This is a genomic window from Jiangella ureilytica (assembly GCF_004348545.1).
In the GTDB taxonomy this organism is placed as follows: domain Bacteria; phylum Actinomycetota; class Actinomycetes; order Jiangellales; family Jiangellaceae; genus Jiangella; species Jiangella ureilytica.
The window spans coordinates 75,634-91,739 of the sequence record NZ_SMKL01000010.1 but is presented as its reverse complement, the minus strand read 5'-3'; the positions used below and the strand labels follow the sequence as shown (position 1 = coordinate 91,739).

At 69.6% G+C, this 16,106-nt stretch carries 14 protein-coding genes and 1 pseudogene; 9 read left to right on the top strand and 6 right to left on the bottom strand.

The genetic code is table 11. From position 1 onward, the window contains the following. Nucleotides 1–535 precede the first annotated feature (535 nt). Nucleotides 536–3,124, top strand: a complete 2,589-nt coding sequence (locus E1212_RS06405) for an immunoglobulin-like domain-containing protein (RefSeq protein ID WP_131980487.1) — start codon at nt 536–538, stop codon at nt 3,122–3,124. 364 nt (nt 3,125–3,488) lie between these two features. Here E1212_RS06405 and E1212_RS06400 read toward each other — a convergent pair whose 3' ends face one another. The 3 genes from E1212_RS06400 to E1212_RS06390 are packed head-to-tail and all read right to left on the bottom strand — an operon-like array spanning nt 3,489 to nt 6,312. Further along, nucleotides 3,489–4,199 carry a GerMN domain-containing protein gene (locus tag E1212_RS06400; protein ID WP_162605346.1) on the bottom strand — a complete coding sequence of 237 codons (711 nt, stop codon included), beginning with the start codon at nt 4,197–4,199 and terminating at the stop codon, nt 3,489–3,491. Next, nucleotides 4,196–5,560, bottom strand: a complete 1,365-nt coding sequence (locus tag E1212_RS06395; RefSeq protein WP_131980483.1) for an ATP-binding protein — start codon at nt 5,558–5,560, stop codon at nt 4,196–4,198. Before E1212_RS06395 ends, E1212_RS06400 begins: the two co-directional genes overlap by 4 nt. A 35-nt stretch (nt 5,561–5,595) precedes the next feature. After that, nucleotides 5,596–6,312 (bottom strand): response regulator transcription factor, encoded by a 717-nt coding sequence (locus tag E1212_RS06390; RefSeq protein ID WP_203416502.1) that lies wholly within the window; start codon nt 6,310–6,312, stop codon nt 5,596–5,598. 113 nt (nt 6,313–6,425) lie between these two features. On the opposite strand from E1212_RS06390, the gene E1212_RS06385 reads away from it, so the two are divergent. Both E1212_RS06385 and E1212_RS06380 read left to right on the top strand, forming a co-directional pair. Beyond that, nucleotides 6,426–6,809, top strand: coding sequence for an STAS domain-containing protein (locus E1212_RS06385; RefSeq protein ID WP_162605345.1), 384 nt, complete (start codon nt 6,426–6,428; stop codon nt 6,807–6,809). After that, a complete protein-coding gene (locus E1212_RS06380; protein ID WP_131980477.1) occupies nt 6,806–7,333 on the top strand; it encodes a hypothetical protein in 528 nt (175 codons plus the stop codon). Before E1212_RS06385 ends, E1212_RS06380 begins: the two co-directional genes overlap by 4 nt. Before the next feature lie 154 nt (nt 7,334–7,487). Here E1212_RS06380 and E1212_RS06375 read toward each other — a convergent pair whose 3' ends face one another. Further along, nucleotides 7,488–7,958: a hypothetical protein gene (locus E1212_RS06375; RefSeq protein WP_131980475.1), complete on the bottom strand. Its 471-nt coding sequence runs from the start codon at nt 7,956–7,958 to the stop codon at nt 7,488–7,490. Between the two features lie 466 nt (nt 7,959–8,424). Here E1212_RS06375 and E1212_RS06370 point away from each other — a divergent pair, with 466 nt between their 5' ends. The 6 genes from E1212_RS06370 to E1212_RS06345 all read left to right on the top strand — a co-directional run bounded on the left by E1212_RS06370 (nt 8,425) and on the right by E1212_RS06345 (nt 13,886). Then, complete coding sequence (locus E1212_RS06370; protein ID WP_203416500.1) at nt 8,425–8,991, top strand: TetR/AcrR family transcriptional regulator; 567 nt, start codon at nt 8,425–8,427, stop codon at nt 8,989–8,991. Further along, on the top strand, nt 8,984–9,712 hold the full coding sequence (locus E1212_RS06365) for an ABC transporter ATP-binding protein (RefSeq protein ID WP_131980473.1): 729 nt from the start codon (nt 8,984–8,986) through the stop codon (nt 9,710–9,712). Before E1212_RS06370 ends, E1212_RS06365 begins: the two co-directional genes overlap by 8 nt. Then, entirely contained in the window at nt 9,709–10,467 is a 759-nt protein-coding gene (locus E1212_RS06360) for an ABC transporter permease (protein ID WP_131980471.1), read from the top strand. The genes E1212_RS06365 and E1212_RS06360 overlap by 4 nt, the downstream gene beginning before the upstream one ends. A 70-nt stretch (nt 10,468–10,537) precedes the next feature. Further along, nucleotides 10,538–11,227: a TetR/AcrR family transcriptional regulator gene (locus tag E1212_RS06355; protein ID WP_203416498.1), complete on the top strand. Its 690-nt coding sequence runs from the start codon at nt 10,538–10,540 to the stop codon at nt 11,225–11,227. A gap of 92 nt (nt 11,228–11,319) precedes the next feature. Next, nucleotides 11,320–12,234: an ABC transporter ATP-binding protein gene (locus tag E1212_RS06350; protein WP_131980469.1), complete on the top strand. Its 915-nt coding sequence runs from the start codon at nt 11,320–11,322 to the stop codon at nt 12,232–12,234. Next, nucleotides 12,231–13,886: an ABC transporter permease gene (locus tag E1212_RS06345; protein WP_131980467.1), complete on the top strand. Its 1,656-nt coding sequence runs from the start codon at nt 12,231–12,233 to the stop codon at nt 13,884–13,886. Before E1212_RS06350 ends, E1212_RS06345 begins: the two co-directional genes overlap by 4 nt. A gap of 222 nt (nt 13,887–14,108) precedes the next feature. On the opposite strand, the pseudogene E1212_RS30340 reads toward E1212_RS06345, so the two are convergent. Further along, nucleotides 14,109–14,513 (bottom strand): annotated as a pseudogene (locus E1212_RS30340) (four-helix bundle copper-binding protein). A gap of 160 nt (nt 14,514–14,673) precedes the next feature. Further along, a complete protein-coding gene (locus tag E1212_RS06335) occupies nt 14,674–16,044 on the bottom strand; it encodes a serine hydrolase domain-containing protein (RefSeq protein ID WP_203416496.1) in 1,371 nt (456 codons plus the stop codon). Nucleotides 16,045–16,106 lie beyond the last annotated feature (62 nt).

Below are 16,106 nucleotides of genomic sequence, written 5' to 3'. Positions count from 1 at the left end.
GCGGTCAGCACCGTAGTCGGTCGTCTCGTGCGTCAGTGACGTGCCCGGCCGACGCCAGGCCACGCACGAGCCGCCGCGCCGTGCATGGCACACGATCGTCAGGGCTGAGCACGTCGGCGTCCCCTCGTCCACGGCAGCGGCAGCGCGTGGACCTTTCCGACGATCCACCGGTCCAGCATCGGCGGCTCGCCGACCGGCCGCCCAGTCGATCGCGGGTTCCTCGCGTACGGGTCCTGATCCCCGTCACCGTCGTGGCCGACGGACGCGGCGTTGCTGAGCTGTGCGTGGATCCGGCCCCCGGTCGCTCGAGACCCGGGCTCGCGGCCCGCCGCACAGACGGCCTCGAGACGACCCTCGATGCCCGCGTTATCAAACCGTGATCTGAGCCAGCCCCCCTCCACTCGTGTTACCGCTATCATCGGCACAATGTGAGCGCTCACATCACACTGTCCCCCGCAGCGGGCAGTACGAGCATGATTCCCGTCGACCGCTCCGTCGCGCGGCGGAGCGCGAGTGCTCCACAAAGGAGTGAGCAATGTCGAATCCCCTGTCGCCCTCCTTCCGCAAGAGGTGGAAACTACGCAGCCGTGCCGCGGCCGGCCTCCTTGCCATGGGCACAGCAAGCGCTCTCTGTTTCGGGACGCCGGGAACGGTGTCGGCGTCGGCCCAGCTGACCGAGCCCTTCGACAATGAGAAGGCGCAGCTGGATTGCACCGCGGCGATCAAGGCGGACGTGTCCGATGTGCGCGGGCATCTGATGCTGCCGACCGTCGGCACGGAGTGGGGTTCGACGATGTCCTGGGAGTCGAGTGCACCGAACGTTGTCTCGACATCGGGCTGGGTGACTCGTCCAGGGGCGGGTGCGTCCCCTGCCATGGTGCAGTTGACGGCCACGGCGACTCAGAATGCGGCGGTGGCGACTTGCGACTACGACGTGACGGTGACGCCGTTGCCGGAAGAGAAGACTTATGACCATTACCTGTTCGCGTCCTTCCATGGTGGGGACGATGGCGGCAGGAACGGCGAGCAGATCTGGCTCAGCGCGTCGAAGGGCAACGATCCGTTCAACTGGTATGAGCTGAACTACGACCAAGGAACAGCCGTCTCACAGCCGATTCTGCAGACCGTGAATCCGCCTAAGGGGCAGACCGGTTTGCGTGATCCGTCGTTGATTCGTTCCGCCGACGGCGACCGCTTCTATCTGCTGGCCACTGATCTGAAAACCTTCCAGGACGGCCAGTCGTGGTCTTACCGGCAGTCCAGAGGCTCGCGGAATCTTGTGGTCTACGAGTCGGACGATCTAGTGAATTGGTCTGAGCCGCGGTTTATCAAGGTTGAGGATGACCATGCGGGAAACGTGTGGGCACCAGAGGCCTTCTACGATGCCGAGTTGGGTCAGTACATCGTGTTCTGGGCGTCGAATCTGTACCCGGACGACAATATCGCCACGCGTAACACTTCGCAGATCTCCTACAACCGGATTCGAGTTTCAACGACCAGAGATTTCGTGACATTCACTGAACCGACCACCTGGATCAACCTGGACCGGTCGACCGGCCAGCAGGGGTGGGGCATGATCGACTCGACGATGATCCAGGCCAATGACAAGATCTACCGCCTGACGAAGGACGAGAACGGGTTCCGGGTTCTGCTGCAGTACATCGATTCCCTGGACGACCTCTACGACACGTGGGGCGTGGAAGAGACCACGCCATATGTGACGAACCGAAATCCCATCACTGCATTGGCCGAGAGCCCGAACGCGTGGACCATGGTCGGCAATCCCAACGGCTCCAGCAAATGGCAGATTCCGGGCCTGACCGGCGGCAACCTCGAAGGTCCGCTGGTGTTCAAGGACAACACCGAGGACATGTGGTACGTGTTCATCGACTACGCGTCCGGCGGCGGCTATGTGGCCTGGCGCTCGGACAGCATGGACAAGGCGCCGAACGAGTGGGAATTCCTGGGCCAGTCCTGGTGCAACATCACGGGTCGTTCCACCGCGTGCACAGCGCAATCGCCGACGTCGCCGCTCTGGTCGCTGCCGGTCAGCCCGCGCCACGGGTCGGTGCTTCCCATCACGTCCGAGGAGTGGGAGGCCGTGATGACGAGCTTCAACTCCCCGGTTCACGTGGACGCCTCTGTGGTCAAGGCCGACGGCACCGTGGTGGAAGACGGCGCCTGGGTGAACGAGGTGCCGCGATTGAAGGTGGACTGGACCGACTTCAACGGCACTGGCCTGGCACCGGCATGGTTGCAGTTGATCGAGGGCCACAATGGCGGGCCTCGGATGATCTCGCCTGAACAGATCACTACCGGGATCGTTCAAGGCATGACGTTGCCTCTGAATGCTGAAGAGGGCACGAACTGGGCTCAAGTCGAGTATCGAGACGCTTCCCTGGGTGGCGACGCGGTCAGGTTGTGGACTCCTGATGTGTCGTACAACGTGGACACGGTCGCGCCGGTGCTGGAGCCGCTGGACGACATCGAGGTCGAGTCGACCAGCTTCTCCGGAGCGACGGTCGACTACGCCGCCAACGCCACTGACGCTACCTCGGGCGTAGCCGGCGACGTCGCCTGCACGCCCGCGTCGGGCAGCGTGTTCCCGCTGGGCACGACGACAGTGGAGTGCTCCGCCATGGACAACGCCGGCAACACCGTGTCCGACCGCTTCGACGTGACGGTCAGGCTGAAGGTGCTGTGCGATCGGACGATCACGGACCGGGTGAACCGCGGCCTCCAGGTCACAGAAGGCGTCACCTGCGTCACCGAGGGCGCTCGGGTGCTCGGGGGCGTCACGGTGTCCGAGGGCGCCGGTGTGATCGTCGACGGCGCCTTCGTCAGCGGCGGCCTCACCGCGACCGGTGCCACGGTCGTGGACGTCCAGAACACGTCGATCAACGGCGCGGTCGCAATCACCGGAACCACCGCGAGCGTCACGTACGTAGGAAACACCGTGCGCGGCTCGGTCACGATCAGCGGCAACGCCACCGGCATTCTCCCGATCGTCATCGGCGGCAACACCTCGACGGGACCGCTGTCCTGCACCGGCAACACCCCCGCCCTCGTGAACGGTGGCACACCCAACACGGGCGTCCGGACAGGGCAGTGCTCCGGCCTGTGATCATCGCCGGCTCGGTGCTCTGGCGCTGAGACCGATCACGGTGAGGGGCGAGAGCCAGGAGGCGCTCGCCCCTCACGCCTGTTGCTCGCCGTGACTGGCGGTCCCGACCATCACACGATGGCCACTCCCGACGTGGCGCCCATGCCGACAACGGCCCGACCGTTGCACCACCAGGTGGGACGTCACCCTGACGGGCGGTTCACTCGAGCACGAAGCTCGTCGGACGGTGGTCGTGGACCCACGGATGGTCGCCCTGACCCTCGACGACAAGGGCGAGGTGTGCAGGCGCGGTGGCGACCGGTCGCCCGAGCCGTGCCGGCGGCGCCCGTGCCGGCGGCGCCCGTGCCGCCGGCTCGTGCCGGTGCTACTGCACGGGGGTGGCGGGTGAGGGACAGCTGAGGTCGCTTCCCAGGGCAGAGCCGGTGGGTGGTGGGTCCTGGGGTGTCGCGAGAAGGGTTGCGTAGTCAGAGGCGCCCAGTGGACCGGTGGCCAGTTCGCCGTCTGGCAGCGGCACCTGGAGCTCCTCCTGGTCGTGGAGGAGCTCGACCCGGCTGATGCCGGCGATCGAGGTGACCGAGAGCACGACCTGCGCGGCGGCGAGAGTGACGCGGCCGGCGCCGATCGCGTCGTTGGGTGTGACCTGGAGTCGTGCGGTGTCGCCGTCGAGGTCGGCTAGGGTGACCCATTCCTCGGGTGGGAGTGCGGTGCCGATGCCGGCGGTCCGGTCATTCTCGGGAGGACCGGCCTCCAGCTGCTCGAGGACTTCCTCGACGACCTCCGCACGTGTGGCCACGCAGTAGCCGGCCGGGGTTCTGGCCACCAGGTGCTCGGTGGTGTCGACCCAGTACAGGTGAGGTGTCAGGGACTGCTCGGGGGCCGGCCCCGTCGGCGGTGTCTGTTCCGGGTCTTCCAGGAGTTGATAGGGCACCTCGGCGTCGTTGATGACTCGGACGGCGTCGTCGGAGGGTACGCCGCACCCGCCGAGCGGACACAGCAGCACGGCCAGTAGTGCCGCGGTGCCCGACGGAGACGGTCCGGCTCGCTCGGTGGTGCGTCTCCTGGCCCGCGGGGTCACGGCTGCCCTCCGGATGCGGGGAGGGAGAAGACGAAGTCGGCGCCTCCGGTGGCGCTCTCTCGACACCACACCGAGCCGCCGTGGACGGCGACGGTCCGCTCGACGATGCTCAGCCCGAGTCCGCTGCCGCCCGTGGCGCCGCGCGCGCCGATTCGGGCGAACCGTTCGAAGATGCGCTCCCGCTCCCCGGGTGGCACGCCCGGGCCGGCGTCCTCCACGTGAATGTCGATGAACCGGCCACGGGCGGCGATCCGGATGCCGGTCAGCCCGCCGCCGTGGGTGTCGGCGTTGCGAATCAGGTTGGACAGGGCGCGGCGGGTCTGGAGCCGGTCGACCCGCACCCGCAGGCCGGTCGCCTCGGGCTCCGTCGTCACCACATCGGTCGTCTCGACCTCGGCCGGATCTGCGGTGGTCGCGGTGCGGTTGTCGGCGAGGGCCAGGCGGACGAGCTCGGTCACCGGGACGGTCTCCCACTCCGATTCGCGGACGCCTGAGTCGAGGCGGCCGAGGGCGATCAGGTCCTCCAACGCTTGGCGGAACCGCTCGAGTTCGGTGCCCATCAGCTGAACCGCAAGCGCGGACGACCCCGACAGGCCGGGCGTGCCCTCCAGCACCCCGAGGGCGGTGATGAGGGTGGCCAGCGGAGTACGCAGCTCGTGGGCGACGTCCGCGGCGAACCGGGCGTCGCGATCGATCCGTTCGGTGACGGTGTCGACCATGTTGTTGAACGATCCCACCAGGGTGGCGAGATCGGGGTCGTCGATCGGATCCAGGCGGGTGGCGAGGTCGCCGCCGGAGATCCGGGCGGCGGCGATCGTGACCTGGTTGAGCGGGCGCAACACGGCGCGGGCGGCATACCACCCCAACAGCGCGCCGGCGAGCGTCGTGACCAGCGCGGAGACGATGAGTGCGGTACGCAGGGTGTGCAGTGTCCCGTCGAGCTCGTCAGCCACGGTGACCTCGTAGTACTCCGCATCCACCGCGGCAAGCGGCATGCCGACCACGATGGCGGGCGGATCGGTCGCGCGGGTCCAGCTCAGGCCGGCAGACCCGTCGGCGACGACCCCCGCGACGTGCTGGGTGGCCGCGTGGCCTTCCTCGGCCAGGCCGGAGGAGTACCACTCCCCGCCGGTGCGCACGTAGGCGATGGTGCGGTTGGGCAGCGCGACCGCATCGAGCACATCGACCACGCTAGCGCCGGAGGTGCGCAGCCCGTCCTTGACCAGGGCGGCGTCGGTGTAGGCCTGCTGCAAGGCGGTACGCTCGCGCTGCTCGATCAGGTAGTGCCGGGCCGAGAGATACGTGCCCAGGGCGAGGATCACGCTCATCAGCAGCGCCCCGGCGGCGAAGGCGGCCAACACCGAGGACCGCAGTCCTCGCGGGGCCAGCCGAGCCCTCACCGCAGATCCAGCCGGTAGCCGAGACCGCGGATCGTGAGAACGATCGCGGGGGCACCGGGGTCCTGCTCGATCTTGGTCCGCAGCCGCCGAATGTGCACGTCCACGATCCGGTCGTCGCCGAAGTGCCCGTCGGTCCAGACCCGCGAGAGCAGGCTGCCGCGGCCCATCACCTTCCCGGCGTTCTCGGTCAACGCATGCAGGAGCTTGAACTCGGTGTGGGTCAGGTGCACCTCCTCCTCGCCGCGCTTGAGGGTGGCCGCGACCGGGTCGAACACCAGCGGACCGTGCCGAGAGTCCAGCACCACCGCGGTGCCCGGGTCGGACGCCCCGTGAGCGGCGATGTCGGGCCGTCGCAGCGCGGCCCGTAGCCGGGCTTGGACCTCGGCGACGTCGAACGGCTTGCGGACATAGTCGTCGGCGCCTGCCTCGAGTGCCGTGACGACGTCCCGGGAACCGTCCCGGGCGCTGATCACGATGATCGGGGCGGTCGTCTCTGGCCGGGCGCTGCGGATGAAGGTGTACCCGTCCAGACCGCCCAGCATCAGGTCGACCAGCATCACATCCACGTGCTCGGAGCGCACGAGAGCCAGGGCGGTCACCGCGTCGGCGGCCTCGGCAACGGTGTATCCGTCCTGCTCCAGCACCAGCCGTAGCGAGGTGCGCAGGCCGTAGTCGTCCTCCAACACCAGCACTCGCCTCGACACACCCGGCATCGTCTCACCGACCCCGAACCCGCACGCCCGCAGCAGCGACCCGGGCCGGCATTGTCATGGAATTGCAAAGCGGCCGTCGGGGCACCTCCACCTGGCCGGGGAAGCCTGTGCGCATGCACCAGAACCCCCCACCGCCGCGTCCGCACCGAATGCCGGCCCGTCGAGCGGTGTTCTACACACGGGGCGACTGGGCCGTGGTGCCCCTGTCCGACCGGACCTTGCGCGAGTGCATCCACGACCTGCGCTGGCGTCTGGAGGAGATGCTGGCCGACGGTCCGTCCGCCCTGGTCGTGGACGTGTCCGGGCTGACCAGGCTCTCCTCTCCGACCATCGCCGCGCTGCTGTGGGCCAAGCGGCGCTGCACCGCCCGCCGGGTCCGGGTGATGCTCAGCCAGCCGGACCAGGCCATGGTGGATCTCCTGCACCGCGCGGGACTCGACGACGTCCTGGAGATCCAACCTCCCCGCGATTCGGCCCTCGGAAAGGCAACCCGATGAACAACCACACCCGGGGCGACTACGGCGTCCACGACGGCACTCCCTCGCCGGGAACCGTCGAGCTGATCACCCCCCAGGAGGCGATGGACAAGGTCCACGCCTGGACGGATTCCCGGGTCGTCGGCGAACGCGCCGCCACCCATCTGGAGATCCTCGCCGCCTTCGGCGTGCACCTGGGCATGTCGGCCTCGTCGAGGGAGATCACCGTGAACCTCGCCTGGCGCGACCCCAGCTGCGTGGAACTGACCATCGCCTGGTCGCCTTCCCACAACGGACCTGTCGACGACCCCGAGCCCTACGTCGCTGACGCCCTCACCGTGCTCACCAAGGAATGGTCCCTCCACCACACGCGGCACACGGCGGAACTGGTGTGCGTCGTCGAGGACAACGAGAACGCCGACCGCAGCGATCAGGCCGAAGCGGAAGCCGGACTCATCTTCGAGGTCGATGAACCGGAGGCGGGAGCACCTTCACGGTCTGCTCTCGGCCGAGGCCGACGCCGTGTGGCACCGCATACGGCATGACCTCGCGGTCCCGGACGAACCCGGGCCGACCGGCGCAACGGGTACCGCGCCGTCGGCGCGCGGGTCAGCGACACCCGGGCGAGTCCTGACGCCACGATCCTCTGTCCGGGTCCTCGCGGATCCACCGTCGCATCCGTGATGGCGAACTTCGTGATCAAGGCAAGGTGGGTCGGCTCGGCCAGATGACCTTGACCGGAACCCTGCGCCAGATCGCTTCACGGATGACGTCGGCGGGGCCGCCGGCCGTGTCGGGATCGCGCCTGTCCCAGACCGCGACGAGTTGATCGGCCCGTTCGAGCATGTGGCGCGCGGCAGCCAGGTACGCCTCGGCTGTGGGCTCGCCGAACCGAAGACTCACCACGTCGAATGCCCGGCGCACCAGGGCGTCGTAGTTCTGTCTGGTGGATGGCGGCAGGTTCTCTCGATGCCCTTCCGCTGGGACCACCACGAGGAGCTGACCGCCGGCTTCGAGAACGGCCCTGGCGAAGATCTGCTCGGCGCCATCCGTCAAGCAGGAGATGCCGACGAGTCGGTCGATCGTGGCAAGGTGCTCTCGAAGCGCCTTGTCCACCCCGTCGGCGGTCGGCCCGTCCAGTTGACGATGACCACAGACAGCGACTCGCATCGACGACGTCTTCTCCCCCCGGACTCGGCAGACCTCGCTCGCGCATCATGAATACGGCAGACGAACACCCACAACCGTGCCGAACCGCGCCAAACCGCGCAACCCGAGGAAGGGCGCGCCTTGTCGCCCCGTCCAGCGCCCCGGCGGGCTGGAGTCGGTTGGCCGGGCCGTCGACGCCACCGCCCTCCGGACCTCAGCTGCGGGCGGTGGCGGGCCAGGCAGGTCGAGCTCACCCTTCCACCGGTCCCGCAGTTCGACCGCCCATCGATCCTGCAGGCGCTCCAAGGCCGGCCGCCGACCACGCACGCAGCAGGAGTCGCGGGGTCCGATCGACGAACCTTCGACCACCACGCGATGCTCGCTGCCCATGCCGCGGACGTACCCCCGGCGATGCCCCAGGTGGGGGCTGGACGACGGCCCCTTGGACGACTGGCGGGGACAGAATGTTAGTGGCTAACATGAGAAGGTGCGTACGGAGCAGCAGGGCAAGCGCGAGCGGACCCGCGCGCGCATCGCGGAGAACGCGCTCGAGCTGTTCGAGCGCCAGGGATTCGAACGAACGACGGTCGCCCAGGTGGCAGCGGCGGCGGGAGTGACGGAGATGACCGTCTTCCGGCACTTCTCCAGCAAGGAGCAGCTGCTTTTCGACGATCCCTACGATCCCGTCATCGCGGCCGCGGTCGGCGATCAGCCGCGAGCCTGGAGCCCGCTCGCGCGTGCCGTGGGCGGTCTCCGTCAGGCATGGGCCCAGCTCCCCGAGCCCGAGGGTGACACCGTCCGCCGCCGGGTTCGGATCGTCGCCGAGAACGACTCATTGCGGGCGGCCGCGTGGCGCAACAACGCCGAGACCGAGCGACTCATCGTCGAACGGCTCGTGCACGACGGCACCGATCCACTGCGGGCGCGTGCGGCGGCCGGTGCGGTCCTGGCGGCGCTGATGGCGGCCCTGTTCGAGTGGGCGCGCCACGACGACCACACACTCAGCGAGGCGGTCACCGTCGCCCTGGACACCTTGGACGAGAACCATGGCTGAGGCCCGACTGGCCGCGCGCGGGCTGGTGCGCGAGTACGCACCCGGCACCGGCGTATCCGGCATCGACCTCGAGGTCGGCGCCGGCGAGATCCATGCTCTGGTCGGACTGAACGGAGCCGGGAAGACGACGCTCATGCGATTGCTGCTCGGGATGCTCCGCCCGTCGTCGGGGGTGGCGACCATCGACGGCCATGACGTCGTGACGGCGCCCGCCGTCGTCTGGGCGGGGGTGGGGCATCTCGTCGATCACCCGCTGGCGTACAGCGAGCTCACCACCCGAGCCAACGTCGCCGTCGCCGCGCGGCTACAGGGGCTGCCCCGCCGGCAGGTCGATGCCGCTGTCGACCGGGTCATGGCCGAGCTCGATCTCGGTCGCTATGCCGATGGCCGGGCAGGCACTCTGTCGCAGGGCAATCGGCAGCGTATCGGACTCGCAGCCGCCCTCGTGCACGATCCGTGCGCGATCGTCCTGGACGAGCCGACCAACGGACTCGACCCGGCCGGCGTCATCCTGCTGCGCGAGCTGCTGCTGCGTCGCGGCGCCGCTGGTGCGGGGATCCTCGTATCGAGCCACCATCTCGACGAGGTCGCCCGGGTGGCCGACCGCATCACCGTCGTCAACCGAGGCCGTCTCGTCGGCGAGCTCGACCCGGCCGGTGTCGACATCGAACGAGCGTTCTTCGCGCTGGTTCACGCGGCCGAGGAGCGTCGGACCCCATGAGCGGTACGAACGCGGCCATCGCCGTCGAGATCGTGAAGACCACCGCCTCAGGGGTCGTCAGGTCCGCGACGATCTTCCTGGTCGCCGGCATCGTCGCACTCGCCGGGTCCCTCACCTGGGCCGCCGAACGGGGCAACGAGCAGGTGCTCGCCCAGCTGGGCGGCCTCGCGAACGCCGAGGGCTGGGATCGCTTCCTCGGCGTGGCCGCGCAGGTCACGGCGGCCGGCGGCGTCCTCGGCTTCGGTGTCGTGCTGAGCTGGATGGTCGGCCGGGAGTTCGCCGACGGCACTGTGGCCGGACTGTTCGCCCTCCCGGTCAGCCGCTCCGCCGTCGCTCTCGCGAAGCTGGCGTCCTACGCCCTGTGGGCGGTAGCGGTCGCCGCGATTCTCGTCGTTCTTCTGGCCATCGGCGGCGTCGTCCTCGGCCTCGGCCGGGTCGACGCGGAGGCACTGGACGGCCTCGGTCGTCAGCTGACGCTCATGGTTCTGTCCGCGGGCCTCGCCGTCCCCGCCGCGTGGGCGGCGACACTCGGCCGCGGCCTTCTCCCGGGCATCGCCACCACGATCGGGATCATCGTCGTCGCGCAGGTGCTCGTGATCGCCGGAACCGGCGCCTGGTTCCCGCTGGCCGCGCCGGCGCTGTGGGCGCTCGAACCCGACGAGGTGTCGAGCGGCCAACTCGCGCTCTCCACACTCGTACCTCTTGTCGTCGGATGGGCGACGCTCGTCGCGTGGCGCCGGCTCCAGCTCGACTAGCCACGAGGCAGCGGACCGCGACGGCGAAGCCCTCTTGCGCCCCTGATTGAACGACTGTTTAATCAGGAGGGTGCGTGACACGAGCACGAAACGCGATGCCCGGCCCGCGGGAGTGGCGACGGCCGAGCGGATTCGTGACGCCGCGATCGTGCGGTTCGGCCGCGACGGCTTCGCCATCGGGTTGCGGACGGTCGCGGCCGACGCAGGAGTGACGGCCGGCCTGGTCGTACACCATTTCGGATCGAAGGACGCTCTGCGTCGCGCGTGTGACGAGCACGTCCTGGCCGTCATCCGCGCGGAGAAGACGAAGGCTGTGACCACCGGCACCGCTGCGATGCTGTTCGCGCAGTTGGCGCAGATCGAGCATTTCGCACCGATGGTGCGCTACCTGGTGCGTAGCCTGCAGTCCGGCGGTGACTTGGCGTCGGCACTGGTCGAGCACCTGATGGCCGATGCGCAGCGGTACCTGGCCGCGGGCGTCGAGGCGGGCGTGATCCGGCCCAGCCGTGACCCGGAGGCGCGGAGTCGCTTCCTCGCGTACCAGAACATCGGCGGCATGCTGCTGTGGGCGTCGATGCACCTCGACGATCACCCGGACGACTTCAGCGCCGCGTTCCGGCGCTACTCCGAGGAGATCACACCGCCGGCGCTGGAGTTGTTCAGCCAGGGCCTGTTCGTCGACCGTTCGATGCTGGACGACTACTTGATGTACGTGCCGGATCCGCCATCGGCGGACGACGCGGCTCCAACCGCGAGCTAGCCGCTGACGCACGCCCCCGTGCCCCGGGGACCCTCCTCCGTCACGACATCGTTCCCAGGCCACCGGCCCGGGCTCACGCATCGAGGTGCACGATGACTCCTGCCATCCAGATCGAGCAACTACGCAAGTCCTTCGGGACCGTCACCGCGCTCGACGGACTCGACCTGACCGTCCAGACCGGCGAGGTCCACGGCTTGCTCGGCCCGAACGGCGCCGGCAAGTCCACCACCATCCGCGTCCTGCTCGGCCTGCTGCGCGCCGACGCCGGCCGCGCCGTCGTGCTCGGTGGCGACCCGTGGGACGACGCCGTCGACCTGCACCACCGCCTCGCCTACGTCCCCGGCGACGTCGAGCTGTGGCCCAACCTCACCGGCGGCGAGGCCATCGACCTCATGGCCCGGCTGCGCGGCGGCCTGGACCCCGGCCGCCGCCGAAACCTGGTCGAACGCTTCGACCTGGACCCGTCGAAGAAGGCGCGCACCTATTCCAAGGGCAACCGGCAGAAGGTGGCCATCATCGCCGCCCTCGCCTCCGACGTCGAGCTGCTCATCCTCGACGAACCCACCGCGGGCCTGGACCCGCTCATGGAGACGGTGTTCCAGCAGTTCATCGCCGAGGCCAAGACCGACGGCCGCACCGTGCTGCTATCGAGCCACATCCTCGCCCAAGTCGAGAAGCTCTGCGACACCATCAGCATCATCCGGCGCGGCGAGGTCGTCCAGACCGGCACACTGGCGCAGATGCGGCACCTGACCCGTACCACCATCGAGGCCGACACACTGCGACCGGCGGGCACGCTGGCCGAGTCGGCCGGTGTACACAACTTCCACGACGAGAACGGCCGGGCCCGCTTCGACGTCGACAGCGAGCACCTCGACGCCGTGATCCGCCGGCTCGGTGAGTTGGGCGTCCGCAGCATCACCAGCCACCCGCCCACCCTCGAGGAGCTCATGCTCCGCCATTACGGCGACGAGCTCGCCGGCGCCGGAGCGAGGGGTGCACGATGAGCGCCGCCACCACGCTGCCGACGCACGCCAGGTCATCGTCGCGGTCGCGGAGCGCGCTGGCCGGCACCGGGGCGATGACCCGGTTCATGCTGCGCCGCGACCGCGTCCGCCTGCCGGTGTGGATCGCCGGGCTGACGCTCTTCGGGGTCGGCACGGTGGGCAGTTTCGAGCAGACCTACCCGACCGCGGCCGATCGCGCGACGGCGGCGGACCTGTCCAGCCTGCCGGCGGTGACAGCGATGGTGGGCCGCATCTACAGCCGCGACGACTACACGTACGGCGTCATGACCGGCCACCAGATGTACGTCTTCATGGCGCTGCTGCTGGGACTGATGAGCATCCTGGCGTTCGTCCGGCACACCCGCGCCGAAGAGGAGACCGGCCGCGCCGAACTACTCCGCTCGAGCGTGCTCGGCCGCCACGCTCAGCTGACCGCGGCGTTCATCGTCGTCGGCGGTGCCAACGCCGTCACCGGCCTGCTCATCGCCGCCGGGCTGAGCGGCTCCGGCGCCGACGGCGTCACGGGCGAGGGATCCCTGCTGTTCGCCGCCGGCCTGGTGGCCGCCGGGCTGGTGTTCACCGCGGTCGCAGCCGTCACCAGCCAGATCACCGAGTACGCCCGCGGCGCCTCCGGCATGGCGCTGGCGGTGCTCGGCGTCACCTACGCGGTCCGTGCGGTCGGCGACGTCGCCGAAAGCGGCCTGTCGTGGGTATCGCCGCTGTTCTGGGGCCAGGTCACGCGCTCGTTCGCCGCCGACCAGCGCTGGTGGCCGCTGCTCCTCCTGGTCGCACTTGCGGCGCTGCTGGCCGCCGTCGCCTACGCGCTCCGCGTGCGCCGTGACGTCGGCGCCGGGCTCCGCCCCGCTCGGCTCGGCTCGGCCACGGCGTCGCCGGCCCTGAGCAGCCCGCTCGGCCTCGCGTTCCGGCTCCAACGCGCCACCCTCATCGCGTGGTCCGTCGGGCTGCTCGTCCTCGCCGTCACCTACGGCTCACTCGTCGACAGCATCCAGGACATGTTCGACCAGATCTCCTCGCTCGACGACCTGATCCGCGACATCGCGGGCGCGACCCTCATCGAATCCTGGCTCGTCACCGTGCTCAGCCTCACCGGCATGATCGCCTCCATCCAGGCCGTCCTCGCGGTCCTGCGGCTGCGGTCGGAGGAGACCGCCGGACGAGCCGAACCCATCCTGGCCACCGCCGTCTCCCGCCACCGCTGGGCCGCCAGCCACCTCACCATGGCCTTCGGCGGCAGCGCCGCCGTCATGATCCTGGTCGGACTGGGCTTCGGCATCGCGACCGCCCTCGCCACCGACGACGGCGGCTGGCTCGGAGACATGCTCGCCGCCGCCTTCGTCCAGCTCCCGGCGATCTGGGTCGCCGCCGGCTTCGCCATGGCCGTGATCGGACTGGCCCCGAGGCTCAGCCCGCTGGCCTGGCTCGTCCCCGCCTACGCGATCGCGGTCGTGTACATGGGCCAGATCCTGCGATTCCCCGAGTGGACCAGGGCCCTATCGCCCTTCGGACACGTGCCCGAACTCCCCGCCGGCGACTTCGAACTCGTCCCCGTGATCCTGCTACTCGCCATCGCCGCCGCGCTGACCTGGGTCGGACTTGCCGGCCTGCGGCGGCGCGACATCCCGGTCGGCTGATGGCCGTCGGGCAGGAGTCCACCCGGACCGGCCATGACTCCCCCGGTCCGTATGGCGTCCTGGTCCCCAGGGCTCGGCGATCCGATCCGTCGTTCCCATGCGTTCCCACCTCTCCTCGCCGTGGTCAGCCCGACCCGAGCCACTCGCGTCCACGCAGCGCCGTCGCTCGATGACACCCAGTCGTGGAGAGCCCGCGACGACACCATCGCCGTCGTCGGTGCCTCAGCCGAGCGCGGCCATCAGCTCGTCACATGCCACGGCACACTGCCGGCACGCCTCCGCGCACACGCGGCAGTGCTCGTGGGCGTCCGCGTGCCGGCCGCACTCGTCGGCACAGGATCGGCACACGGTCATGCACGTCTGCAGCATCGCTCGGGTGATGTTCGCGTCGTAGCCGGTGTGCCGCGACAGCACCCGTGCCGTGGTCTCGCAGATGTCGGCGCAGTCCAGGTTCGTCCGGATGCACGTGCGCAGCTCGGCGACCATGTCCTCGCTCAGGCACGCGTCTGCGCACGCCGTGCAGGCCTGCGCGCAGTCGATGCACGACTAGATGCACGCCAGCAGCTTCTCGCGGTCGACGTCGCCGAGGTCCTTGGGATACGTCCTGAGCATCTCCGCGATCGGCATCGCAATCCCCTCCCGGGTCGTTGAGCGGCGTTCTCGGCCCGCGTACCCGAGCGTGCGGCCGTCATGCGCCCCTCGGGATTCGTGGGGCCGGCGCCGTGGGCGATGAGAACGGCCTGGGTGCGTGATGGCGCCGACGGGCGTGCGCCACTCGCCGCTCCGCTCAGGCGAGCTTAGGGGTGGCCCGGCCGAAGTGCAGGTACGGCGTGCCATCGGCGAGCTCGTAGAACACCACCGGACTCCACGTCTCGGCACCCGGGTCCCGGACCGCGAACACGTTCTCCGTCACCGGCACCAAGGCATAGTCCTTCGGCGCCCGGTCCAGGCCGGGCGTGGTGTCGGTGCTGATCATCCGCAGCCGCGGCCCTGCCTCGTCCTGCCAGACCTCGAAGCGGACGCCGGTGCGTTGGTAGCGGCCCGCGTGCGCGGAGACGTCGACGGCGGGCGGCTCGACCGGCGGTGTGACCGGCGCAGCCATCTCGACGCCGGCCACGTCGCGAAAGAGCTCCCGGAACAGCTCGTGGTAGAGGTCGAGCGCCTGGCCGCCGTTGGTCAGCAGGACCACGGCCAGATCCAGATCCGGCAGCACTCGGAGGAACGAGAACTGGCCGATCGTGCCGCCGTCGTGACCGACCAGCCGGTGCCCGTTCCAGTCCAGGCGGCACCATCCGAGCCCCCATGAGTCGGACTTCGAGTACGGGTGTGGCAGCCGAACCTGCTCGGTCTGCATCGCCGCAACCGACTGCGCGGTCAGCACCCGTGTGCCGTCGGCGGCCACGCCATCGGACAGATGCATCCGGGCGAAGGTGAGCACGTCGCCCACCGTCGACGCGATGAGCCCCGCGGGCCCGGCCGAGCGCGGCAGCACCCACACCTGTGCCCGTCTCGGGGGCTCGTCGCCCTCGTGGACGTGGCCCACGGCGGCGCGGTGCAGGAGCGCCTCCTCCGGGAGTGTGACGGTGTGGTCCAGCCCCAGCGGGGTGACCAGGACGTCGCGCAGCGCCGCGTCCCATACCTGGCCGGTGAGCTTCTCGATGACCCGGCCGGCCAGTATGTATCCGGCGTTGCAGTACGACCAGGTCGCACCCAGCGGGTGGTTGGCGGGCACGGTCGCGAGCGCCGCGACGTATTGCTCGACGCAGTCGTCGCCGCGGCCGGTGTCGTGGAAGAAGTCGCCGTCGATCCCGCTCGTGTGGGTCAGCAGATGCCGCATCGTGACCCGTGCGGTCATCTCGTGATCGACCAGGACCAGTTCCGGCAGATAGGAGACGACCGGCTCGTCGAGGTCCAGCTTCCCGCCGTCGACCAGCGCCATCGCGAGGCTTGCCGTCCATACCTTGCTCACGGAGCCGATCTGGAACAGCGTGTCGGTCGTGACGTCGACGCCGGTCTCGACGTTCGTCACACCGACGGCCACTTCGAGCGTCTCAGCGCCCTGGGCGACACCCAGCGCGGCGCCCGGAACCCGATGGCGCGTCGCAAGGTCGGCGAGGCGGCGGCTCCAGTGATCACGGTCAAGTGCGGTGGTCGACATCGCGCTCCTCGTGAGACGGGTCGGGCAGGGGTGCCATGGTGGCATCGTGCGACCCACGGTGG